This window comes from Tardiphaga sp. 37S4 (assembly GCF_021044645.1).
GTDB classification, from domain to species: Bacteria; Pseudomonadota; Alphaproteobacteria; order Rhizobiales; family Xanthobacteraceae; genus Tardiphaga; species Tardiphaga robiniae.
On the sequence record NZ_CP088008.1, the window covers coordinates 2,501,454 to 2,523,776 of the forward strand.

General features: G+C 64.0%; 16 protein-coding genes. 9 read left to right on the forward strand and 7 right to left on the reverse strand.

The features are described 5' to 3' along the window. Positions 1 to 28 precede the first annotated feature (28 nt). Positions 29 to 1,231 carry a UbiH/UbiF family hydroxylase gene (locus tag LPB73_RS12225; RefSeq protein ID WP_231080723.1) on the forward strand — a complete coding sequence of 401 codons (1,203 nt, stop codon included), beginning with the start codon at positions 29 to 31 and terminating at the stop codon, positions 1,229 to 1,231. Between the two features lie 14 nt (positions 1,232 to 1,245). Here LPB73_RS12225 and LPB73_RS12230 read toward each other — a convergent pair whose 3' ends face one another. Beyond that, positions 1,246 to 2,199: an AEC family transporter gene (locus LPB73_RS12230; protein WP_231080724.1), complete on the reverse strand. Its 954-nt coding sequence runs from the start codon at positions 2,197 to 2,199 to the stop codon at positions 1,246 to 1,248. 121 nt (positions 2,200 to 2,320) lie between these two features. Between LPB73_RS12230 and hspQ the strand changes: the two genes are divergently transcribed. After that, the gene (hspQ, locus tag LPB73_RS12235; RefSeq protein WP_089264388.1) at positions 2,321 to 2,653 is read left to right on the forward strand and encodes a heat shock protein HspQ; all 333 of its coding nucleotides are present in this window, start codon (positions 2,321 to 2,323) and stop codon (positions 2,651 to 2,653) included. A 185-nt stretch (positions 2,654 to 2,838) separates the two neighbouring features. Here the strand turns inward: hspQ and LPB73_RS12240 are convergent, their stop codons facing one another. Next, the gene (locus tag LPB73_RS12240; protein ID WP_093758618.1) at positions 2,839 to 3,657 is read right to left on the reverse strand and encodes an invasion associated locus B family protein; all 819 of its coding nucleotides are present in this window, start codon (positions 3,655 to 3,657) and stop codon (positions 2,839 to 2,841) included. A 366-nt stretch (positions 3,658 to 4,023) separates the two neighbouring features. On the opposite strand from LPB73_RS12240, the gene LPB73_RS12245 reads away from it, so the two are divergent. From LPB73_RS12245 to LPB73_RS12260, 4 genes are all read left to right on the forward strand, one after another. Next, a complete protein-coding gene (locus LPB73_RS12245) occupies positions 4,024 to 5,751 on the forward strand; it encodes an extracellular solute-binding protein (RefSeq protein ID WP_231081140.1) in 1,728 nt (575 codons plus the stop codon). Positions 5,752 to 5,755: 4 nt separating this feature from the next. Beyond that, on the forward strand, positions 5,756 to 7,264 hold the full coding sequence (locus LPB73_RS12250; RefSeq protein ID WP_231080725.1) for a class I adenylate-forming enzyme family protein: 1,509 nt from the start codon (positions 5,756 to 5,758) through the stop codon (positions 7,262 to 7,264). A gap of 105 nt (positions 7,265 to 7,369) precedes the next feature. After that, on the forward strand, positions 7,370 to 8,605 hold the full coding sequence (locus LPB73_RS12255; RefSeq protein WP_231080726.1) for a GGDEF domain-containing protein: 1,236 nt from the start codon (positions 7,370 to 7,372) through the stop codon (positions 8,603 to 8,605). A gap of 72 nt (positions 8,606 to 8,677) precedes the next feature. Further along, positions 8,678 to 9,070 (forward strand): PRC-barrel domain-containing protein, encoded by a 393-nt coding sequence (locus LPB73_RS12260; protein WP_093758623.1) that lies wholly within the window; start codon positions 8,678 to 8,680, stop codon positions 9,068 to 9,070. A gap of 55 nt (positions 9,071 to 9,125) precedes the next feature. On the opposite strand, the gene mfd is transcribed toward LPB73_RS12260, so the two are convergent. Then, complete coding sequence (mfd, locus tag LPB73_RS12265) at positions 9,126 to 12,644, reverse strand: transcription-repair coupling factor (RefSeq protein ID WP_231080727.1); 3,519 nt, start codon at positions 12,642 to 12,644, stop codon at positions 9,126 to 9,128. Continuing rightward, positions 12,641 to 12,931 (reverse strand): succinate dehydrogenase assembly factor 2, encoded by a 291-nt coding sequence (locus tag LPB73_RS12270; RefSeq protein WP_089264393.1) that lies wholly within the window; start codon positions 12,929 to 12,931, stop codon positions 12,641 to 12,643. The genes mfd and LPB73_RS12270 overlap by 4 nt, the downstream gene beginning before the upstream one ends. A gap of 178 nt (positions 12,932 to 13,109) precedes the next feature. On the opposite strand from LPB73_RS12270, the gene recG reads away from it, so the two are divergent. Continuing rightward, on the forward strand, positions 13,110 to 15,215 hold the full coding sequence (gene recG, locus LPB73_RS12275; RefSeq protein WP_231080728.1) for an ATP-dependent DNA helicase RecG: 2,106 nt from the start codon (positions 13,110 to 13,112) through the stop codon (positions 15,213 to 15,215). 1,035 nt (positions 15,216 to 16,250) lie between these two features. Here the strand turns inward: recG and LPB73_RS12280 are convergent. Both LPB73_RS12280 and glmS read right to left on the reverse strand, forming a co-directional pair. After that, positions 16,251 to 17,024 (reverse strand): DUF502 domain-containing protein, encoded by a 774-nt coding sequence (locus tag LPB73_RS12280; RefSeq protein WP_374725664.1) that lies wholly within the window; start codon positions 17,022 to 17,024, stop codon positions 16,251 to 16,253. A 148-nt stretch (positions 17,025 to 17,172) separates the two neighbouring features. After that, a complete protein-coding gene (gene glmS, locus LPB73_RS12285) occupies positions 17,173 to 18,999 on the reverse strand; it encodes a glutamine--fructose-6-phosphate transaminase (isomerizing) (protein WP_231080729.1) in 1,827 nt (608 codons plus the stop codon). A gap of 266 nt (positions 19,000 to 19,265) precedes the next feature. On the opposite strand from glmS, the gene LPB73_RS12290 reads away from it, so the two are divergent. Further along, positions 19,266 to 19,415, forward strand: coding sequence for a hypothetical protein (locus LPB73_RS12290; protein ID WP_231080730.1), 150 nt, complete (start codon positions 19,266 to 19,268; stop codon positions 19,413 to 19,415). Between the two features lie 22 nt (positions 19,416 to 19,437). On the opposite strand, the gene glmU is transcribed toward LPB73_RS12290, so the two are convergent. Continuing rightward, on the reverse strand, positions 19,438 to 20,790 hold the full coding sequence (glmU, locus tag LPB73_RS12295) for a bifunctional UDP-N-acetylglucosamine diphosphorylase/glucosamine-1-phosphate N-acetyltransferase GlmU (RefSeq protein WP_231080731.1): 1,353 nt from the start codon (positions 20,788 to 20,790) through the stop codon (positions 19,438 to 19,440). Between the two features lie 171 nt (positions 20,791 to 20,961). On the opposite strand from glmU, the gene LPB73_RS12300 reads away from it, so the two are divergent. Then, positions 20,962 to 22,203 (forward strand): hypothetical protein, encoded by a 1,242-nt coding sequence (locus LPB73_RS12300; RefSeq protein WP_231080732.1) that lies wholly within the window; start codon positions 20,962 to 20,964, stop codon positions 22,201 to 22,203. The last annotated feature ends 120 nt before the right edge of the window (positions 22,204 to 22,323 follow it).

Consider the following 22,323-nt stretch of genomic DNA (forward strand, 5'->3'; position numbering starts at 1 on the left):
TACCGGGCCAAAGGCCGATGGTCCGGCCATGACCGAGACCCCTGTTTCCACCTCCATCTATGATGTCGCCGTTGTCGGCGGCGGTCCTGCCGGCCTTGCTGCCGCCCTCGCGCTGGCCGAGACCGGTGCCCGTACCGCCCTCGTCGCCCGCCGCGTCCCCTATGGCGACAACCGCACCACCGCGCTGCTGGGCGGCTCCGTCGCGTTTCTGGAAAGCCTCGACGTCTGGCGCCGCTGCGCCGACAAGGCGGCCGCGCTGACGACCATGCGGCTGGTGGACGACACGGGCCGGCTGATCCGCGCCCCCGAAGTCAAATTCGTCTGCAGCGAGATCGGCCTCGAGACCTTCGGCTACAATATCGAGAACCGCGAATTGATGATCGCGCTCGAAGCGCGCGCCGCGGAATTGACCAATCTCATTCGCATCGATGATGAAGCCGATACGGTCTCGCCGGACGAGATGCAGGTTCAGGTCCGCACGCGGCAAGGCCAGGTCCTGGTGGCGCGGCTGGTCGTCGGCGCCGATGGCCGCCAGTCCCTGTGCCGCGAGGCCGCGGGCATTTCAGTCAAGCGACGCGCGCTTGACCAGACCGCGCTGACCTTCAACATCGCGCATAGCCGGCCGCACAAGAACATGTCGACGGAGTTTCACACCCCCGCCGGTCCCTGCGTGTTCGTGCCCCTGCCCGGCAATCGCTCCAGCGTCGTCTGGGTCAACAAGCCCCGGGATGCCGAGCGCCTGATGGCATTGAGCGACGAGGCATTGTCGGACGCCGCCGAGAAACAATCGCATTCGATCCTCGGCCGGGTTCAGGTCGAGCCCGGCAGGCATGTGTTTCCATTGGCCATCGAGCAGCCCACACAGCTAGCAAAGAACCGCATCGTACTGGTCGGCGAAGCCGCCCATGTGGTGCCGCCGATCGGTGCGCAGGGTCTCAATCTTGGCCTGCGCGACGCCGGCGATATCGCTGACGTCGTTCGCGATGCCGGCATGAATGGCGCGGATATCGGGGCAGCGCCGGTGCTGGCGCGTTTCGAGAAGATCCGGCGCAGCGACATCGCCTCGCGAACCTTCGCCATCGACATGGCGAACCGTTCGCTGCTCAGCGATCTCTTGCCGATGCAGGTGATCCGTGCGGCCGGCATGCATGCGATGGGGTCCATAGGCCCGTTGCGCCGCCTTGCGATGCGCGAGGGCCTGTCGCCATCGTGGCGCAAGAATGCTTCCTAGAGATCTCGCGCGTCCTAAGGGAACGCGATCTGGCCGCTCTTCAGGAAATACATCACCGAAGTGAGCGTCAGCACGGACACGAACGTACCGAGCAACACCGCAACCGATGCCGGTTCGATCCAGCTATCGTATTGCCGCGCGATCACGAACACGTTCAGCGCCGGCGGCAATGACGCGAGCAGCACGGCCGTCGCGGCCCATACCGGCGGGAACGGTCCGAGCAACAGCATCAGGCCGAACACGATCAAGGGATGCAGCAACAGCTTGATGAAAATCAGGCCCGGGATTTCCCATGGCACGCGTCCCAGAGGACGCAGAGCGACCGTGACGCCGAGTGCGAACAATGCGACGGGCGCCGCCGAATTCTGCAGGAACAGCAGCATGCCGTCGACCGCGACCGGCATCTGGATGTGAAACGCCGCGACAAAGGCGCCGAGATAGGCTGCCACGATCAGCGGATGCAGCACGATATGCTTGATGACGATGCCAATGGTCGGCAGCAGCGGGCGCTTGTCGCCTGAGGTCAGCGCCATCATCAGCGGCGCGATCGAGAACAGGAAGATGCTGTCGAAACAGAACACCAAAGCGGTCGGCACTGCCGCCTTGGGGCCGAGCACCGCCAGCGCCAGCCCCGGGCCCATATAGCCGATATTGCCATAGCCGCCGGCGAGCCCCGCCATCCCGGCCTCGCGCATGGTCAGCCGGCCCAGGAATTTACCGGTGCCGACCGACAGAAAGAACGCCGTCGCGGTCGCCAGCGTGGTTCCGATCACGAAGGGCAGATTGTTGAGCTCCTCGAACGGCGTCTTGGCCATGATGCGAAAGAACAGCGCCGGCAACGACACATACAGAAGGAAAAAATTCATCCAGGCGAGGCCCGTTTCGGGCAGGTTCTTCACCTTGCCGCAGGCGAAGCCGATGAAGATCAGCCCGAAATACGGCAGTGCAAGATTGAGGACGTCCATCATGTCGAGCGTGTTTTTCTTGGTTCTTGGCCCGGCGGGCGGGATAGCGGGGAGCGGCTTCCGGCTGTCTTAATTCCGTCGTTTGCCTCTAGCATCGGCCACAATCCTGGTCTATTCGACCAGAATGATTAAAGCGCGGACCGCCAAATTCCAGATTGGACAGATCGTCCGCCACCGGATCTTTTCGTTCCGGGGGGTGGTGTTCGACATCGATCCGGAATTCAACAACACCGAAGAATGGTGGCTGTCGATCCCCGAAGACGTCCGTCCGAACAAGGATCAGCCATTTTACCATCTGCTGGCCGAGAATTCTGAGTCGGAATACGTCGCTTATGTCTCCGAGCAGAACCTGCTTCCCGATGAATCCGGCGAGCCGATCCGGCATTCCCAGGTCGCCGAGATCTTCATCAAGGACAAGTCCGGCAGTTATCGGCCGCGCAATCCGTCGCTGAATTAGCCCGCTTAATGTTTCACGCCTCTCCCTCGTCCGTCATTGCGAGGAGCACTTGCGACGAAGCAATCCAGCTTTTGGCTTGCTGGATTGCTTCGCTGCGCTCGCAATGACGTGGATGGGTCAACACCTCACCCCAACAAAAAAGGCGCTCATTTCTGAGCGCCTTTTCGTTTGTCTTTTAAACCAGCTTACTTCGCGGCCGGATTGGCCGGAGCCGCCGGTGCTGCACCAGCTGCCGGCTGCTGGGCTTCGAGCTTGGCGCGGGCTTCCGCTGCGCGCTTCTGCAGCTCTTCCTGCAGCTTCTTCTGGGTTTCCTCGAACACCTTCGGATCGGTCGGCGGGCCGTCATAGGCCTTGGCGAATTCGGCCAGCGGCAGCGGCAGCGTCAGCGGTGCGCCGTTGGAGTTGATCGCCTGCACGATCAGGTTCTGGCCCTTCTTCAGATTGGCCAGCAGCTCCGGAGTGACTTCGTAATCGGACATACAGCCGTTGGCGAAGCAGATCACATAGGGGCTCTGCGCAGGGGCATTGCTGTCCACGATCACGCGGGTGCCGTGCACGAGCTGCATGCCGAGCGGCAGCGTCACGCGCAGGATCTTCTTCGGTTCGCCTTCCGGCTCGATGATGACGGCGGCGATGACGGGCTGGCCCGACTCGATGCGACCGTCCTTGCCGGTGAAGCAGACCTGCTTGGCGTTAGCGTCCTGGCCCTTGAGGCAGAACTTGGTCCAGGGCGCATAAATCAGCTGAACCTGCTGATCGGCCGGCGGCGCACCTGCGGCCGGCGCCTGGGCGGCGGGAGCGGCCGGAGCAGCAGCCTTCGGAGCGGCCTTCGGGGCAGCCTTAGGCGCAGCAGCCTTCGGCGCCGCGGCCGGCGGCGCAGCAGGCGCGGGAGCCTGCGCATGCGCAACCGGAGCGATCATCGTGGCGGTCAAGGCCGTCGCCGCCAGAAGCGCGAAGCCCCGCCCGCGCGGCAGAACCGACGCAGCCAAGAGACGGAAATTCATTTCGGAAAACCCTTTCTGAACGGAGGCGCTCATATCCCGGAGGCGGCGCTGACAGTCACCCGTTGGCGGGTGTCTCGGTGCCAATTAAGGCCGTTACGTGACAGGCCGCGCCGTCCTCGTCAATTGTCCGCTTTCAATACAGCGGCCGACGAAAAGATCAATGGCGCCAGCCCTATTTGATGCACGGCACAGGTTCGGGGCGGGCAGCCATGGTAAAGTTCCTCTGTGAAATCAACCGAATCAAATCGCACACATGCACAGGGTCTCTCGACCCTGTCCAAGGTGATCGCGGCGCTGGCCTGCTGGACAGCTCTGGCCGCCCCAGTGGCCGATTCCGCACAGGCCGATCCCAGCCACGCGATCGCCATGCACGGCGCCCCGGCCCTGCCACCCGATTTCAGGCAGATGCCCTATGCCAATCCCGACGCGCCGAAAGGCGGCCGCATGGTCCAGGGCGTGCTCGGCACCTTCGACAGTCTCAATCCCTTCATCGTCCGGGGCATCGCGGTGCCGCAGATGCGCGGCTATGTGATCGAAAGCCTGATGGCCCGCGGCCAGAACGAGGCCTTCACGCTTTATGGCCTGCTCGCCGAGAGCGTCGAAACCGACGATACCAGAAGCTTCGTCACCTTCCGGATCAATCCCCAGGCCCAATTCTCCGACGGCAAGCCCGTCCTCGCTGCAGACGTGTTGTTCTCCTGGCAGTTGCTGCGCGACAAGGGCCGGCCCAATCACCGGCAGTATTATTCGAAAGTCGCCAAGGCCGAGGCGCTGGATGAGCGCACGGTGCGCTTCGACTTCGGCGGCCAGGCGGATCGCGAATTGCCGCTGATCCTCGGCCTGATGCCGGTGCTGCCGAAACACGCCGTCAATCCCGACACGTTCGAGGAAACCTCGATGGCGCCGCCGCTGGGCTCCGGGCCCTATACGGTGACGGGTGTGAAACCCGGCGCCGCGGTGACCCTCACCCGCAATCTCGCTTATTGGGGCCGCGATCTGCCGATCAATCGCGGGCTGTGGAACTTCGACGAGATCCGCCTCGACTACTATCGCGAGGCCAACACCCATTTCGAAGCCTTCAAGCGCGGCCTCTACGACTTCCGCGTCGAGAATGAGCCGCTGCGCTGGCACGACGGCTACACATTCCCCGCCGCCACGTCCGGCGAAGTGATCCGCGACAGCATCAAGACCGGCCTGCCGAAGCCGTCGGAATTTCTGGTGTTCAACACGCGGCGGCCGATGTTCGCCGATATCCGCGTACGTCAGGCGCTGACGCTGCTGTTCGATTTCGAGTGGATCAACCGCACCTACTTCTTCGGCCTCTATGCCCGTTCGGCCGGCTTCTTCGCGGGCTCGGATCTCTCGGCCTACATGCGCTCAGCGGATGATCGCGAACGAACGCTGCTGCAGCCCTATGGCGCAAGCATCGCGGCCAACATTCTCGATGGCAGCTACCGCTTGCCGGTCAGCGATGGTTCGGGCCGTGACCGTCCCGCGCTGCGAACTGCGCTGGCACTGCTGAAGGATGCCGGCTACGTGCTCGATAACAACGTGCTGCGGCGGCAGTCAGACAAAACGCCCCTCGCCTTCGAGATCCTCGTCACCACCCGCGATCAGGAACGCATCGCGCTGGCCTATGCACGCGATCTCAAGCGCGCCGGCATCATTGCCAATATTCGCTCTATCGATGCCGTGCAGTTCGACCAGCGCCGCATCAATTTCGAATTCGACATGATCCAGAATCGCTGGGATCAGTCGCTGTCGCCGGGCAACGAACAGTCGTTCTACTGGGGTTCGGAAGCCGCCGACAATCCCGGCACCCGCAACTACATGGGCGCGAAGAATCCCGCGGTCGACGCCATGATCTCCGCCATGCTGGAGGCCCGCGACCACGGTCCCTTCGTCGATGCCGTCCGCGCCATGGACCGCGCGCTGATCGCCGGTTTCTACGCTATCCCGCTCTACTATGTCGGCGAGCAATGGATTGCGCGATGGAATCGGATAGAACGACCTTCGACCATCGCACTCTCAGGCTATTTGCCGGAGACCTGGTGGGCCAGAACGCTGCCAGCTTCGCCGCCGAACCGGAAGTGACACCGTGACATCACCCACGCCGAACGCCTCGCCCACCCTCGACGGTCTGTTTCGCCGCATTCTCAGCCGGCAGCCGCAGGCGCTGGCGCTGGTCGATCCCGCCGACAAGCTGCGCATCACGGCGACGGAACCGCAGCGGCTGACCTTTGCGGATGCCGACCGCGCGATCTCGGCGCTGACGGCGCATTTCATGGAGGCCGGCCTCCCCGCCAATTCGGTCATCGCCGTCCAATTGCCGAACACCGTGGAATTCGTGCTGACCGTGCTGGCTGCGCATCGCGCCGGCCTCGTCGTCGCGATGCTGCCGCAGCTCTGGCGCCAGGCCGACCTGACCATGGCACTGAATCGCTGCAGTGCGCGTGCGCTGGTGACGTCGAGCAAGATCGATGGCGTCAGCCATGCCGATCTGATCATGAACGCTGCGGCTGAAGCCTTCTCGATCCGCTATGTCGGCGGCTTCGGCAGCGACCTGCCGGAAGGCATGACCCCGCTCGACGCCGTATTGACGGGCGAATTCGCCGAACCCACACCGGTGGTGCAGGACGCCCGCCGCGCGGCCATCGTCTCCTTCGATGTCACGTCCGATGGCTTCCGCGCAGTGCCGCGCACGCATCTCAACCTGATCTCGGGCGGCCTTGCTGTGTTCCTGGAAAGCGGCATGCCGCAGGGCGCCACGATCATGTCGGCGCTGGTGCCGTCGTCTTTCGCCAGTATCGCCTCGTCGCTGGTGACCTGGTTGCTCTCTGGCGGCGTGCTGGCCCTGCATCATCCGTTCGACAATGCGGTGCTGGAACGTAGCATCGCTGCCAACGCCTGCGACGTGCTGGTGGCGCCGGCGCCGCTGGCGCAGCGCCTCGCCGAAGGCGGGTTGCTCGATCGGTCTCCGGTGCTGCGTTATGTGCTCGGCCTGTGGCGCGCGCCTGAACAGGTCGCCGCCTCGCCTGCATGGCCGGGCTCCCAGGCATCGTTCACCGACGTCTATCTGTTCGGCGAAGCCGGTCTGTTCGGCGCCATCCGCGGCGGCGACGGCTTGCCCGTCCCCATCATGCCGGGCCCGCATGGCGCGCCGCGCGCCCAGCAAGGCTCCTCCATTGCCGGCGATATCATGCTGACGCCCAGGGGCACGCTGGGCCTCCGCGGCCCGATGGTGCCGGTGCTGGCCTATACGGCCCAGGCTGACGCCAGCAACGCGCTGATCCCCGCCCAGCCGCTCGATTATGTCGATACCGGCTATATGGCCCGGCTCGACCGTGCGACCGGCGCGATCAACATCACTGCGCCGCCCTCGGGCATCATGGCCGTCGGCGGCTATCGCTTTCTGGCGCAGGACCTCAACGAATGGGCCAAGCGGCTCGGCGAGAACGCGATGCTTACCGCGCTCCCCGATCGGCTCAGCGGCTACCGCCTCGCCGGCCGCGCCAGCAATAACGGCCGCGCCCGCGACGCTCTGACGGAACTCGGCCTCAATCCGCTGATGGTCGAAGCCTTCCGCGACCGTGCCGCAGCCGACTGAGCGAGCAAAAGCGATCCTGAAAATGCGAGCGATCTCATTGACTCTGCATTAAGGACGTCGGGCTAGCCTGCCGCGATCAGTTTCGCGTAGAGGTTCAGCTCAAGCATGTCCGACCAGGCCACGATCGTCGCCGTCTCCAACCAGCAGCCGGCCGCGTTTGCGACAGCCCTGGCGGAGAGCAACATCTTCCCGGTTGTCGATGCGACATGGGCCGAGGCACTGGATGCGGTGGCGCGGGTACAGCCGGCCGCCGTCGTGGTGTCGGCTTCCGCTGACGACATGCCGACCTTCCAGGCGCTGGCGAAGCGCCTTGGCGCCAAGCAACCTTATGTGCCGCTGATCGCGATCGATCCCGCCACGGACTTGCCCGGCCATGCGATCCCGCTCACGCAGACCGACGGCAATTTCGATCGACTCAGCGCGCGACTGCGCAACGCGCTGCGTGTGCGCACGCTGCACGCCACGGTCATGCGACGCCTGACCGCCGAAAACCTGCATCGCATGTCCCTGCAGTCGGACCCGCTGGACGATGCGACGGTGATGCTGATCGGCCGCGGCGGTGGTTATGCCGCGCTGTCGGTTGCGCTCGGCGAACGCGTCGGCGTGGTCGGCGCGCTCAGCATCGAGGCTGCCGCCAAGCATCTCAATGCGCGCGACCTCGACGGCATCGTCATCGGCGAAGGCTTCAGCACGCGCGTCGTTGACGCGTTTCTCACTGTCCTCACCGAGGACGCACGCTTCCGCAATCTGCCCGTTGTCGTCACCGTGCCCGGCCTGACGCCGAGCTACGATCTTGCCAATCTCGAAATGGTCGTCGGCGACGCCGATACCGTCGCGGCCACGGCGCTGCCGCTGCTGCGCCAGCATGCCTTCGAGGCACGTCTCGGCCGCACCTTGAAGTCGATCGAATCCGACGGGCTGCTCGATCCCGCCACTGGCCTGCTGACGGCTGCCGCCTTCGAACGCGACATCGCGACCGCCGTCTATCACACACAGACCCGCGGCGGCGGATTATCGATGGCCCGGTTCTCATTCGACAATATCCCGCTGCGCGCGCAGCGCGACGCTGCGCGGATCATCAGCCGGCTGATGCGGCGGATGGACTTCGGCACGCTGCAGAGTGACGGCTCGATCGTGGTCGCTTTCGCCGAAACCGACCAGCGCAACGCCCATATGATCGCCAGGCGCCTCTCCAGCGTGATGAAGCACACCATGCACGGACCCAAGCGCGATGCGCGCAACGATCCCCATGTCACGGTGATCACGATGGAGCCAACGGATACCGCGAAGTCGCTGCTGGCGCGCCTGCATGGCGAGGACGCGCAACGCGCAGCGTCTTAGTTCCAGAAATAAAATCAGGAACGAAGTATCGAACATCGCATTGTAGGTGCATCTGCAATGGAGACAACGATAATGAAAAAGCTTGCACTGATCACCGCTTCCCTCGCCCTTCTCGCCACGCCGGTTCTCGCGCAGTCGACAGTCACGACGGGTGCTGCGCCCGCCGAGGCAAAGTTTTCGACCGTCTCCAAGGAGGAGATGTTCTCGTCCAAGCTCAAGGGCCTGAACATCACCAACCAGAAGGATGAAACGATCGGCGAGATCAGCGATCTCGCAATCAAGAACAATCAGGTCGACGCGCTGATTCTGTCAGTCGGCGGCTTCCTCGGCATGGGCGAACACTATGTCGCGGTCTCGCCGGCTTCGGTGAAGGTGAGCCTGAACAAGGACAACAAGTGGGTGGCGTCGATGAACACCACCAAGGAAGCGCTGAAGGCCGCTCCGGAATTCAAGTATCCAAAGTAAGCGTCGCGTAGTTCAACAAACGGCCGTCGGCAGCGATGCCGGCGGCCGGTTGTCGTTAAGCCGCCTTCTTGCTCTCCGCGAGCCCCGCCAGCGCGCGCAGGATTTCTGTTGCGCCTTCGAGACGTTCTTCCGGTGTTCCCCAATCCTGCAGGAACACCACCTTCATGTCTGGGCGCACCTTGGCGGCCTGGCCATACTGCTTGATGAAGAATACCAGTCGGTCCGGCTGCGCGAACGAGTTGTCGCGGAACGAGATCACAACGCCCTTCGGACCGGCATCGACCTTCTCGACATTGGCGCGGCGGCAATAGGCCTTGATGGCCGCGATCTTGAACAGATAGCGCACCTCGTCCGGCAGCACGCCGAAACGGTCGCGCAGTTCGGCGGCGAAGGCAGCGATCTCGTCATCGGTTTCGAGATCGGCGAGCCGGCGATACAGCGACAGCCGCACCGCAAGATCGGCGACGAAATCGTCGGGGATCATCACCGGCATGCCGAGCGTGATCGTCGGCGACCACCTGTCGGCGACCGGCTCGGAGATGCCTGACTTGAGCGCAAGGATCGCCTCTTCCAGCATCGACTGGTAGAGCTCGAAGCCGACTTCCTTGATATGACCGGACTGCTCTTCGCCGAGCAGATTGCCGGCGCCGCGGATATCCAGATCGTGCGAGGCGAGCTGGAAGCCGGCGCCGAGGTTCTCCAGCGACTGCAGCACTTTCAGCCGGCGTTCCGCTTGCCCGGTGATCTTGTGCGTCGACGGCAGCGTGAACAGCGCATAAGCGCGCAGCTTGGAGCGGCCGACGCGACCACGGAGCTGATAGAGCTGCGCCAGACCGAACATGTCGGCGCGGTGGATGATCAGCGTATTGGCGTTCGGGATATCGAGGCCCGACTCCACGATCGTGGTCGACAGCAGGATGTCGTATTTGCCGTCATAGAAGGCCGACATGATGTCCTCGATGACCGTCGGCGCCATTTGGCCATGGGCCACGGCGACCTTCATCTCCGGCACATGCTTGTCGAGGAAGTCCTTCACCTCGGCGAGGTCGTCGATGCGCGGCACCACATAGAACGCCTGACCGCCGCGATAGCGCTCGCGCAGCAGCGCCTCGCGGATCATCAAGGGATCATGCGGCGCCACGAAAGTGCGCACGGCGAGACGATCGACCGGCGCCGAGGCGATGATCGACAGATCGCGCACGCCGGTGAGTGCGAGTTGCAGCGTGCGCGGGATCGGCGTCGCGGACAGCGTCAGCACATGGACATTGGCGCGGAGCTGCTTCAGCCGCTCCTTATGCGTCACGCCAAAGTGCTGCTCCTCGTCAACCACGACGAGACCCAGGTCCTTGAACTTGATGGATTTGCCGAGCAGCGCATGCGTGCCCACGACGATGTCGATGGAGCCATCCGCAAGGCCCTTCTTGGTCGCTGTCAGTTCTTTCGGCGCGACCAGCCTTGAGGCCTGCGCGACATTCACCGGAAACCCCTTGAAGCGCTCGGTGAAGTTCTTCGCGTGCTGACGCGCCAGGAGCGTGGTCGGCACCACGACGGCGACCTGCTTGCCTTCCATGGCGACGGCAAAGGTGGCGCGCATGGCCACTTCCGTTTTGCCGAAGCCGACATCGCCGCAGATCAGGCGATCCATCGGCTTGCCATGTTCGAGATCGTGCAGCGCGGCGTTGATCGCGGTCTGCTGGTCCTCGGTTTCCTCATAGGGGAAGCGCGCGCAGAATTCGTCATACTGCTCGCGCGGTACGACGATCCGCTCGGTCTCGCGCAGATGCCGCTCGGCCGCGATCTTGATGAGTTCGCCGGCAATTTCCTGGATTCGGTTCTTGAGCTTGGCCTTGCGGGCCTGCCAGCCGGAGCCGCCGAGCTTGTCGAGCTCGACATTGGTCGCGTCGGAGCCGTAGCGCGACAGCAGCTCGATATTCTCGACGGGGAGAAACAGCTTGGTCTCGTTGGCATAGCGCAGTTCGAGACAGTCATGCGGCGCGCCGCCGACCTGCAGCGTCTGCAACCCGACGAACCGGCCGATGCCGTGCTCCACATGCACCACGATGTCGCCCGCCGCGAGGCTCGTCACTTCCGAGATGAAATTGTCGAGCTTGCGGCTCGCCTTGCGCGGCCGTACCAGACGGTCGCCGAGGATGTCCTGTTCGCTGATGACGGCGATCTGGTCGGTCTCGAAACCGCTCTCCATGCCGACGACGGCCAGCATGGTCTCGTTGCGCGGCGTCGCCTGCACCGCGCGCCAGGAATTCACCATCTGCTGGTTGAGCAGCTTGTGGTCCTTCAGCATGCTGGCCATGCGGTCGCGCGAGCCCTCGCTCCACAGCGCAACGACGACCTTCTTGCGCTCCGCCTGCAGCGCCTGGATATGAGCCACCACGCGCTCGAACACATTCACATTGGCGTCGGCGCGCTCCGGCGCGAAATTGCGGCCTGCCCGTGCGCCCGCGTCGACCACGCCCGGCGTGCCGTCCGGCACGGCGAACGGCGACAACCGCGCCATTGCGAGATCATCCAGCCGTTTGTGCCACTCGCTGTCGGTCAGATAGAGCCGGTCCGGCGGCAGCGGCTTGTAGATCGCGCCGCCGCCGGGGATGCCCATGGCTTCGCGGCGCGCCTCGTAATAATCGCCGATCTGCTTGAAGCGTTCGGTCGCGGCATCTTCGCCCTGCGGCTCGATGGTAACCGGCGTGCCCGGCAGATAATCGAACAGCGTGTCCATGCGGTCCTGGAACAGCGGCAGCCAGTGCTCCATGCCGGGATGGCGGCGGCCTTCGCTGACCGCTTCATAGAGCTGGTCGTCACGCTCCGGCGCGCCGAACTGCGCGACATAGCCCATGCGGAAACGGCGGATGGTTTCGGTGATGAGCTGGAATTCAGACACCGGCACCAGATCCAGCGCGCGCATATCCATCAGCGTGCGTTGCGTCTCGGCATCGAAGGCCCGGATCGATTCCAGGCTGTCGCCGAAGAAGTCGAAACGTACCGGCTGGTCGAGGCCCGCCGGAAACAGATCGAGGATGCCGCCGCGCACGGCATATTCGCCGGGCTCGCGCACCGTACCGGAGCGGGTGTAGCCGTTGTGTTCGAGCCAGGCGACGATGGAGTCCATCGGCACCACATGGCCGGGCGCGACCGACAGCGCCTGCGCCGCGACGATCTCGCGGGCCGGCACGCGCTGCACGACGGCGTTGACCGTGGTCAGCACGATCATCGGCTTGTCGCTGCCGGTGAGGCGCGACAGCCGCGCCAGTGTGGTCATGCGATGCGCGAGAATGCCGCCATGGGGCGAGACGCGGTCGTAGGGCTGGCAGTCCCAGGCCGGGAATTGCAGCACCGGCAGATCCGGCGCGAAGAATTCCAGCGAGCGCGCGAGCTGCTGCATCCGCGGCCCGTCACGGCAGATCACGGTCAGGCTGACGGCCGGCGGCTTCGGCTTGGCCGCAACGGCGCGTGCCAGATCGGCAACGATCAGTCCTTCGGCGCCCTCGGCGACATTGGCAAAGGTCAGCGCACGGCCGGGCGCAAGCTGCGCGGCCGGCGAGGCAACGGGGGATTTCATAGAGGCTTGTCCAGATTCCGGAACAGCTTGATGCGCTCGAACAGCGGCGTGCGGTACTGTTCGTCCAATTGGGTATCACCGACAAAGGCCGGATAGAGCTCGGGGTCTTCGAGGCCAATCAGGTCTTCGAGCTGCTTGAGTTCGAGGTCCGCCAGAATGCCGATCTCGGCATCCGCAAAGCGGCCCAGAATGAGATCCATCTCGCGCGTGCCGCGGTGCCAGCAGCGGAACAGCAGCCGCTTGCGGCGGTCATCCAGGCCATTGCTCGATCGTGTCGTTCCCGTCATCTGTCCATCCCGCCCAAAGCCCGCAAACGCAGAAAGCCCGGACGTGCCGGGCAGGCTCATATAGCCTCCGCTTCCGCCCCTGTCAGCACCTCATAACGCATTGCTTTCGCCTTGAAATGCATCCAAGTCTCGCAAATACCGTAGCTCTCTCGCCGTGCTGGCCACCTGAGTCGTCCTGATGCGCCCTGAAGTGCTCAATCCCCTGTTCGTCCCGGTCACCAGCATGTCCGGCATCGGGCCGAAGCAGGACAAGCTGCTGCGCTTCCTGCTGGACCGCGCCGAGACCCCGCGCATCGTCGATCTCCTGCTGCATCTCCCCGTCAGCCTGATCGACCGCCGCGACAGGCCGAAGATCAACGAGGCCGAGATCGGCGCCATGGTGACCCTCGAAGTCATCGTCGACCGCCATCGCGAGCCGCCGCCCGGCCGCTCCCGCGCGCCGCATCTGGTCTATGCCCACGATGACACCGGCACGGTGATCCTGACCTATTTCCGGACGTATCCGGGCCAGATCGAAAAGCTGCTGCCGGTTGGCGAGAAACGTTATGTGTCCGGCACGACGCAGCTGTTCGACGGCATGCTCCAAATCACCCATCCCGACCGCGTGGTCGACGAGGAGGGCTTCGCCAAACTCACGGGCATCGACGCGGTCTATCCGCTGACCCAGGGCCTCGCGATCACTTCGCTGCGCAAGGCCATCGCGCAGGCGCTGACCAAGCTGCCGGCGCTGCCGGAATGGATCAGCCCGGAAGTGATCCGGCGCTGCAAGTTCCCATCGCTGGCGGAGGCGTTGCAGCGCGTGCATGTCCCGGTCGAGATCACCGACGTCCTGCCGGAAGGGCCGTTCTGGTCGCGTCTCGCTTTCGATGAACTGCTCGCCGGCCAACTCGCGCTGGCGCTGGTGCGTGCGCAACTCCGTCGTCCCGCCGGCGATCGCAATGCCGGCGATGGTCACATCCGCCGCAAGATCATCGACGCCCTGCCCTATGCGCTGACGCTATCGCAGCAGCAGGCGACCGCGGCCATTGCCGACGATCTCACCAAGCCGCTACGCATGCTGCGGCTGCTGCAGGGCGATGTCGGCTCGGGCAAGACCGTCGTGGCGCTGCTGGCCGCTGCGGCCGCTGCCGAGGTCGGCAAGCAGACAGCCTTGATGGCGCCGACGGAAATTCTCGCGCGCCAGCACATCAAGACCATCACGCCGCTGGCGGAGCGTGCAGGCCTGCGCGTCGCCATCCTCACCGGCCGCGAGAAAGGCCGCGAGCGCAAGGATATCCTGGCGCGGCTCGCCGCAGGCGAGATCGACTTCATCGTCGGCACGCATGCGCTCATTCAAGACGATGTGGAATTCAAGGCGCTCGCACTGGCTGTCGTCGACGAGCAGCACCGCTTCGGCGTCCGCGAACGTCTCACGCTCACCAACAAGGGCAGCGCGGTGGATGTGCTGGTGCTGTCGGCGACGCCGATCCCACGCACATTGGTGCTGACTTACTTTGGCGACATGGACATTTCGGAACTGCGCGAGAAGCCGGCGGGCCGCCAGCCGATCGAGACCCGCACTATGTCGGCGAGCCGGCTGCAGGAAGTCATCGACGGCATCGGCCGCGCCGTGGACAACGGCAAGCTGATCTACTGGATCGTGCCGCTGGTCGAAGAGTCCGAAATGGACGGCCCGAAACTCACCAATGCCGAAGAGCGCTTCGAGAGCCTGCAGCAGCGGTTCGGCGACAAGGTTGGAATCGTGCACGGCCGAATGAAAGGCACCGAAAAGGATGCGGCGATGGCGCGCTTCGCCGCCGGCGAGACGCAGATCCTGGTCGCCACGACCGTGGTCGAAGTCGGTGTCGACGTGCCCGCCGCAACGATCATGGTAATCGAGAATGCCGAGCGTTTCGGCCTCGCGCAGTTGCATCAGCTCCGTGGCCGTATCGGGCGCGGCTCCGAGGCGTCGACCTGCCTCCTGCTCTATCGCGAGCCGCTCGGCGAGATCGCCACCAAACGCCTCAAGGTAATCAAGGATTCCACCGATGGCTTCCGGATTGCCGAGGAAGATTTGAAGCTGCGCGGCGAAGGCGACGTGCTCGGCACACGTCAGAGCGGCATGCCCGGCTTTCGCATCGCGCGGTCCGAAGTCCATGCACAGCTGATCACGCAGGCGCGCGACGAAGCGCTGCGGATTTTGCAGGACAATCCGAAACTGACAGGCGAGCGCGGCGAGGCGCTGCGGTGCTTGCTGTATCTCTATGAACGCGACGAGGCGATCCCGCTGATCGGTGCCGGATAGCCGCCGGAAATCCCAAAGTGTCCATCGTCATTCCGGGGCCCACGAAGCGGCGCAGCCGCGTAGTGCGAACCTCAGCCACTCCAATTGGAGTGGCGGGGAATCTCAGAGTGTTGGAGCTGACTAGAGACTCCTATGCTGGGATTCCGGGTTCGCCTGCGCGAAGGCGCGCAGCCGCCCCGGAATGACGAGCGTGGGACAATACGGTATTCATACATTTTTTCCTATCTCCCGTTGACACCATCCCTATCAGGTTTATATTCCCCTCCGTCCTGCCCCACCGAGAGGGGCGATCGCGATCGTCACGTTCGCGGGGTGGGATGCGGTGGACGCCGGAGATGCGGCGTTACGCGGTTCATGGGGGAACGTCTGTCTTCGGGCAGGACGGATCTGCGCCAGCACTGCCACTGGCAAGGACACGGCCGACCTTGAGATGGAAAGAGCCCTGGACAGTGTGACGGACGACCAAATCGAAACGCGTTCGGCCAAGTGCTTTGCGGCTACCCTGTCCCTCCGCCCTGGGACATTAATTTTGGTGATGGGACCGTTCGCCATGGCAGATGTGCAAGCAACCGAAAAAACACCGCAGGCGGAACGTCGGGCACTTGCTCGGCGCCTCCGAAAGCCCTGATGCACTCTCAATTGCGGAAGACCGCATTCGCATCAGGCCCAAGGGTGCAACGGGCACCTGGCGTTCCGCACGCCCTCTCACAGGGGCAGGGAATGCAAGCAACGACGGCGCCCCCGCGCCGCAAACAATGGGGGCGATGACGCATGTCTGAAGAACAGTGGCTGTTTGAAATTCGAAGAAGCTGAGACGCGCAGGCGGTCGCGATATCCCTCCCCCAAGCAGCGAAGCTGCGCAGTGGGGTCTGGCGGACGAATTCGTCCGCCATGGTCGGCCGATAGGCCGGGGTGGGGTCTCTCCCCATGCGAGGACAGCGTTCGTGGCACCACCCCACCCGTCTGGCCTTCGGCCAGCCACCCTCCCCACTGCGCGGCTTCGCCGCTTGAGGGAGGGAAAGAAAGCTCTACGACCTAATCCACCTGTGCTGGCTGCTTCGCTGGCGGAGCATTCGCGATACCCGCTGCCGTTGCCATCTGCGCCAATGCTGCGATCTTCTTCTGCGAATCTGAGCCCGGTTGGACGACGCCCGCCGACATGATCAGCGTCGCGGCATCCTCGGCGGACATGTCGATGTCGATGATCTTGCTCTTCGGCACATAGAAGAAGAATCCCGTCGTCGGATTCGGCGCGCAGGGCAGGAACACCGAGATGTGTTCCTCCTGCCCCGGCAGGCTCTTCGCGACTTCGGTACTTGGCGGCTGCGAGATCAGCACGATCGACCACATACCGGGCGACGGGAATTCGACGAGACCGACTTTACGGAAACTCGATCCCGAACCCGAGAACAGCGTCTCGAACACCTGCTTCAGCCCGCGATAGATCGCGCGCACCACCGGCATGCGGCCAAGCAGGTTCTCGCCGAGATCGACCAGGGAGCGGCCGATCAGGTTAGCGGTGAGGAAACCCAGCAGGGTCAGCGCCACGAAAGCGACGATCAGGCCGGAGCCCGGAATACCGTAAGGCAGATACTGTTCGGGCCGATAGGCCTCCGGTACCAGCGGCCGCACGATGGCATCGACCCAGGTGACGAACCACCAGGTGAGGTAAAAGGTAATCGCGACCGGACCGGCAACGATCAGACCGGTGAGGAAATAGTTGCGGATCCGGGCCATGAAGCCGCGCGGCGCCTCGGGCGGCGGGTCGCCAACGGGCGGGGTCAACGGCAAATCGGGGCGTTCCATCAGCGTTTCAAATCCATCTGGCGCGGCGCGCGAAACCGCGCCGTCAGTCCTTATGGGTATCCTAGCAGGATTTCGCCAGTGCGGGGGAAGCCACTTGGCGGCGCCAGGCGGCCAAACCGGCCGCCTGCGACAATCTTGCCGCTTCGCCGGCCTATTCCACCGTGACCGATTTCGCCAGATTGCGCGGCTGGTCGACGTCAGTGCCCATCACCACGGCGGTGTGATAGGCGAGCAACTGCACCGGCACGGCATAGACCAGTGGTGTGAAGGCTGCGTCCATGTCCGGCATCACAATGGTCACCATGGAGTCCACGGTGGCCTCCTCGGCGCCCTTGGCGTCGGTCATCAGAATGATGTTGCCGCCGCGCGCTGCTACCTCCTGCATGTTCGACACGGTCTTGTCGAACACCCGGTCATAAGGCGCGATCACGACCACCGGCATGGTCTCGTCGATCAGCGCGATCGGGCCGTGCTTGAGTTCGCCGGCCGCATAGCCCTCGGCATGGATGTAGGAGATTTCCTTCAGCTTCAGCGCGCCCTCCAGTGCCAGCGGATAGCTGGTGCCGCGGCCGAGATAAAGCACGTCCTTCGACTTGGCGATGTCGCGCGCCAGCTTCTCGATCGCAGCTTCGTGCGTCAGCGCATCCGTCATCAGACGGGGGACCTTGACGAGACCGTGAACCAGTTTGGCTTCGTCGGCGTCGGACAGCTCGCCGCGGGCCTTGCCGGCTGCGATCGCAAGCGTCGCCAGCGCCATCAGTTGGCAGGTGAAAGCCTTGGTAGAAGCCACGCCGATTTCCGGACCAGCCAGTGTCGGCATCACGGTCTCGCTCTCGCGCGCAATGGTCGAGGTCGTGACGTTGACGACAGCGAGCGTGTGCATGCCCTGCTCTTTGGCGTAACGCAGCGCTGCCAGCGTATCGGCCGTCTCGCCGGACTGTGAGATGAAGATCGCCAGATCGCCCTTGCGCACCGGGGCTTCGCGATAGCGGAATTCGGAGGCGACATCGACTTCGACCGGCACGCGCGCAAAACGTTCGAACCAGTATTTAGCGATGAAACCCGCGTAGCTCGCAGTGCCGCAGGCGGTGATCGAAATGCGCTGGATGTCCTTGAAGTCGAACGGCAGCGTCATCGGCAGCGCAACGCGCTCGTTCGCCAGATCGACATAACGCGCCAGCGTGTGACCAACGACTTCGGGTTGCTCGTGAATTTCCTTGGCCATGAAGTGGCGATAGTTGGCCTTATCGACCATGAAGGCCGACGCGCCGGATTTCAGCACGTCGCGCTTCACGACCTTGCCGGATTCATCGTGGATCTCGCAGCCCTTGCGGGTCAGCACCACCCAGTCGCCGTCTTCGAGATAGCTGATGTCGTCGGTGAACGGCGCCAGCGCAATCGCGTCGGAGCCAAGATACATCTCGCCGTCACCATAGCCGACTGCAAGCGGCGAGCCCTTACGGGCGCCGATCATCAGGTTGTCGTGATCCTTGAACACGAAAGCCAATGCGAACGCGCCTTTCAGGCGCGGCAGCGCCTGCTTCACAGCTTCGACCGGCGATGCGCCCTTCTGCAGATAGGAACTGACGAGATGCGCGACGACTTCCGTGTCGGTCTCGCTGGCAAATTTGGCGCCGCTCTTTTCGAGCTCGAGACGCAATTCGCGGAAATTCTCGATGATGCCGTTATGCACGACCGCGACGCCTTCGGCGGCGTGCGGATGCGCATTGGCTTCGGTGGGCTTGCCATGGGTCGCCCAGCGTGTGTGACCGATGCCGATATGACCTGCGAGCGGCGACTTGCCGAGCTTGGCTTCGAGATTCTTCAGCTTGCCTTCGGCGCGGCGGCGATCGATATGCGCGCCTTCCAGCGTGGCGACGCCAGCGGAATCGTAGCCGCGATATTCGAGGCGCTTCAGCGAGTCCACGATCTGGTCAGCAACCGGACCGCGTCCCAAAATTCCGACGATGCCGCACATGCGGGGTTATCTCTCCAAGTGGTATCAAATTGCCCAGAAATACTGGAACTCTCTTAGCGAGAATCGCAAATCGACTGTTACTCAATAATTATTGCCGATTGAGACAAGTTACCGCGGTTGTAGGGGCATTTTGCGCGACGCGTTTAACAAACCATCAACGTGTTTGCGGAAGCATCTACGCCTGACCGGAGTAGACGTCCATGTGGGAGGAGCGAGACCCCAGAGCCCCCCGATCGATCGCCGGGTCACGGCTGCGACATGTCGAGATGTCGCAGAGCAAACTGGCGCATTGGCCGCCGCCGCAGCGTGATATTGCGGTCAAACCGCATGTCGCCGAGCCCCATACGCCGCAGGAAGAAATTGTCGCCAAGCGCCCTATCCGCCGTGGTTGGCACCTGAAGACCTCAGTGACCTGACGTCATCGCGAACACCGCGCGCTCACTTCGGCTTCTTGTTCGCCGCGTTCTTGTCGCGGAAGCGTTTGCCCCAGCCTTCCTTCATCGACACTTCGTTGCGCTCTACCGCAAGCGCATCGTCCGGCACATCGCGGGTGATCACTGAGCCCGAACCGATGTAAGCGCCGGCCCCGATCTTCACTGGTGCGACCAGCGACGAATTCGAGCCGACAAAGGCACCGGCGCCGATGACCGTCTTGTGCTTGTTGAAACCATCGTAATTGCAGGTGATGGTGCCCGCGCCGATATTGGCGCCGGCACCGATATGCGTGTCGCCGACATAGGTCAGGTGGTTGACCTTCACGCCCGCTTCCAGAATGGCCGCCTTGGCCTCAACGAAGTTGCCAATGCGCGCGCCCTCGCCGACCGACGTTCCCGGCCGGATGCGTGCGTAAGGACCGATCGAGGCCTTCTTGCCGATGGCCGCCTGCACGATGTGCGAGAAGGCGTGAATGACAGCGCTGTCGGCGATACTGACGCCGGGCCCGATCACCACATACTGCTCGATCGTGACGTCGCTGCCGAACGTCGTATCGGCCGCAAGGTGCACGGTCTCCGGTGCGACGATGGTCACACCCGCGTCGAGCGCGGCCTTGCGCAGCCTTGCCTGCATGATCGCTTCGGCTTCCGCGAGCTGCGCCTTGGTGTTGATGCCGCGGACTTCATCCTCACCGGTCTCGATCACGCTCGCCCGCAAGCCCATGCTGCGCACAATCTCGACGGCATCGGTGAGATAGTATTCGCCCTTGCTGTTGGACGTGCCGATCTGCTCGATGATTGTGAGCGCGGTCTTGCCGGCGAATGCCATCACGCCGGCATTGCAGAGATCCACCTCGCGTTCGGCCGGTGTGGCATCCGCATGTTCACGGATCGCGACGAGCTGATCGCCTTCAACCAGGAGCCGGCCATAACCGGTCGGATCGGCCGCACGAAAGCCGAGCACGGTCAGCGCAGCACCTGCCTTCAAGGGCGCACGCAAACGCTCGAACGTCTCGGCTGAAATCAGCGGCGTGTCGCCGAAGGCGATCAGCAGATCGTCGGCGCCCTTTGCAATGGCGTCCTTTGCCGCCAGCACGGCATGGGCGGTGCCGAGACGCTCGTGCTGAACGAATGTTGCGGCATCGGGCCGCACCCGCCTGGCTTCATCGGCCACGTCCTGACGATCGGGACCGACAACGACGGCCAGCGCAGAGCCTGCCCCATGAGGCGCCGCCGCAAGCACATGGCCCAGCAGCGACTGGCTGGCGACCTGATGCAGCACCTTCGGCGTCGAGGACCGCATCCGCGTTCCCTCGCCGGCCGCGAGCACGATGGTGAGGCTGGTTCTGCCCGTCATCCGAATCCCCGTTGTGGCGGCGCTCATGCGCCGCGGCCGTCTTAAATGGTTTTGGGCCAATCTGGAAACCGGTTTGGGCCGCCGTGTGGCCCGACAACCTCAGGTTCCCGCCGGTTTCCTGATAATGTTGAACTGTGATTCGCAGGGGCGATGGGGCGACGCAGACGTCGAATGGCGGATAAGCACGACAAGTGGGCCGATACTCTCTCAGCCGAGCATAGCGGCTGGCTGACCGGATTTCTGGCTGAGGAAGACAAGGTCGACCGCCGCATGATGTGGCGGCTGGGCTCCTGGGGCGTTGCCGCCGTGGGCGCGGTGGTAGTTGCCATTCTGGCCAGCCAGTCGCAGGTCCAGTTGCGCCGCGATCAGGTCGCCACATCCGATACCTTCGCGCGGCAGTCGCAGCAGATCCAACTCGTCGCCAAGGAGACCCAGGCCGAGGCCCGGCGCCTGACGCTGGCCATCGAGACGCTGAACAGCGACCGTGACCGGCTCTATGCCCGCGTCACCTCCGTCGAACAGGGACTGGATTCAGTCACCGGATCGATCAAGCGCCAGACCATTCCAACGCCGACAGCCGCCACAACCACGCCAGCACCGCAGCCATCTGCCACCGCATCCGTCGTTGCCCCGCCGGCAGCCACCGAGCCAAAGCCGGTGGCAGAGCTTCCGAGCATTCCGTCGACGCCGATCATCGGTCCCGTGGCTGTCATCGCGCCGCCTGCCGAAACGACAGCCGCCAAACCGGCGCAAGCAGCGGCTTCATCGACAATCAATCCACCAGCCTCTGCGCCGCTCGTTGCATGGAAATCGATGACGGCACCGCCCGATGCTGCGGCCACCAAATTGAGCGAACCGGCGCCGACCATCGAAGCTCCTCCGGCCGCTCCGGAGACAACGGCATCGGTCCAACCGGCCGCGACCGAGCCCACCCCTACAGCCGTCGAGGCCGTGGCGACGCCGGTCGCCCGCACGGAGTTCGGCGTCGATATCGGCGGCGCCAATTCGGTGGACGGCCTGCGCGCAATCTGGCGCGGCATGTCCAAGTCACGCGCGCTGAACGGACTGCGCCCAATCATGATGGTGAAGGAACGCCCGACCGGACTCGGAATGCAACTGCGCCTCGTCGCCGGTCCACTCAGCGATGCTGCAGCCGCCGCGAAGATCTGCGCCGCGCTGACCGAAAGCAGCCGGCCCTGCGAGACGTCGATCTTCGATGGTCAGCGCCTTGCTATGAAGGCCGAGACGGCGCCCGCGGAAGCTGCGCCTGTACCAGCCAGACCGGCGCCACGCAGGCGCGCCGCGCCCAAGCCACAGGAACGCACCGAACAAGCGCCGCCGCCCAAGCCCGTTGAAGAAGTTGCGCCGCCCAAGCCGCAATCGTCGCTGACCTCGTTCCTGGGTCTGCGCTAAGGATCAAAAGATCAGATTTTCAATCCCTTGGCGTGCGCGGCTAAAGTGTTATCTAGGTCCGACCTCTCACCGCGACCGCATGCCGGGTTGTTCCGCACCGCGTTTTGAACCATGGTTTCC

Excerpts from the sequence above, each read along its gene's own strand:
- LPB73_RS12225 (WP_231080723.1), top strand. The coding sequence starts at position 29 with ATGACCGAGACCCCTGTTTCCACCTCCATCTATGATGTCGCCGTTGTC.
- LPB73_RS12230 (WP_231080724.1), bottom strand. The coding sequence starts at position 2,199 with ATGATGGACGTCCTCAATCTTGCACTGCCGTATTTCGGGCTGATCTTC.
- hspQ (WP_089264388.1), top strand. The coding sequence starts at position 2,321 with ATGATTAAAGCGCGGACCGCCAAATTCCAGATTGGACAGATCGTCCGC.
- LPB73_RS12240 (WP_093758618.1), bottom strand. The coding sequence starts at position 3,657 with ATGAATTTCCGTCTCTTGGCTGCGTCGGTTCTGCCGCGCGGGCGGGGC.
- LPB73_RS12245 (WP_231081140.1), top strand. The coding sequence starts at position 4,024 with ATGCACGGCGCCCCGGCCCTGCCACCCGATTTCAGGCAGATGCCCTAT.
- LPB73_RS12255 (WP_231080726.1), top strand. The coding sequence starts at position 7,370 with ATGTCCGACCAGGCCACGATCGTCGCCGTCTCCAACCAGCAGCCGGCC.
- LPB73_RS12260 (WP_093758623.1), top strand. The coding sequence starts at position 8,678 with ATGAAAAAGCTTGCACTGATCACCGCTTCCCTCGCCCTTCTCGCCACG.
- mfd (WP_231080727.1), bottom strand. The coding sequence starts at position 12,644 with ATGAAATCCCCCGTTGCCTCGCCGGCCGCGCAGCTTGCGCCCGGCCGT.
- LPB73_RS12270 (WP_089264393.1), bottom strand. The coding sequence starts at position 12,931 with ATGACGGGAACGACACGATCGAGCAATGGCCTGGATGACCGCCGCAAG.
- recG (WP_231080728.1), top strand. The coding sequence starts at position 13,110 with ATGCGCCCTGAAGTGCTCAATCCCCTGTTCGTCCCGGTCACCAGCATG.
- glmS (WP_231080729.1), bottom strand. The coding sequence starts at position 18,999 with ATGTGCGGCATCGTCGGAATTTTGGGACGCGGTCCGGTTGCTGACCAG.
- LPB73_RS12290 (WP_231080730.1), top strand. The coding sequence starts at position 19,266 with ATGTCGCAGAGCAAACTGGCGCATTGGCCGCCGCCGCAGCGTGATATT.
- glmU (WP_231080731.1), bottom strand. The coding sequence starts at position 20,790 with ATGACGGGCAGAACCAGCCTCACCATCGTGCTCGCGGCCGGCGAGGGA.
- LPB73_RS12300 (WP_231080732.1), top strand. The coding sequence starts at position 20,962 with ATGGCGGATAAGCACGACAAGTGGGCCGATACTCTCTCAGCCGAGCAT.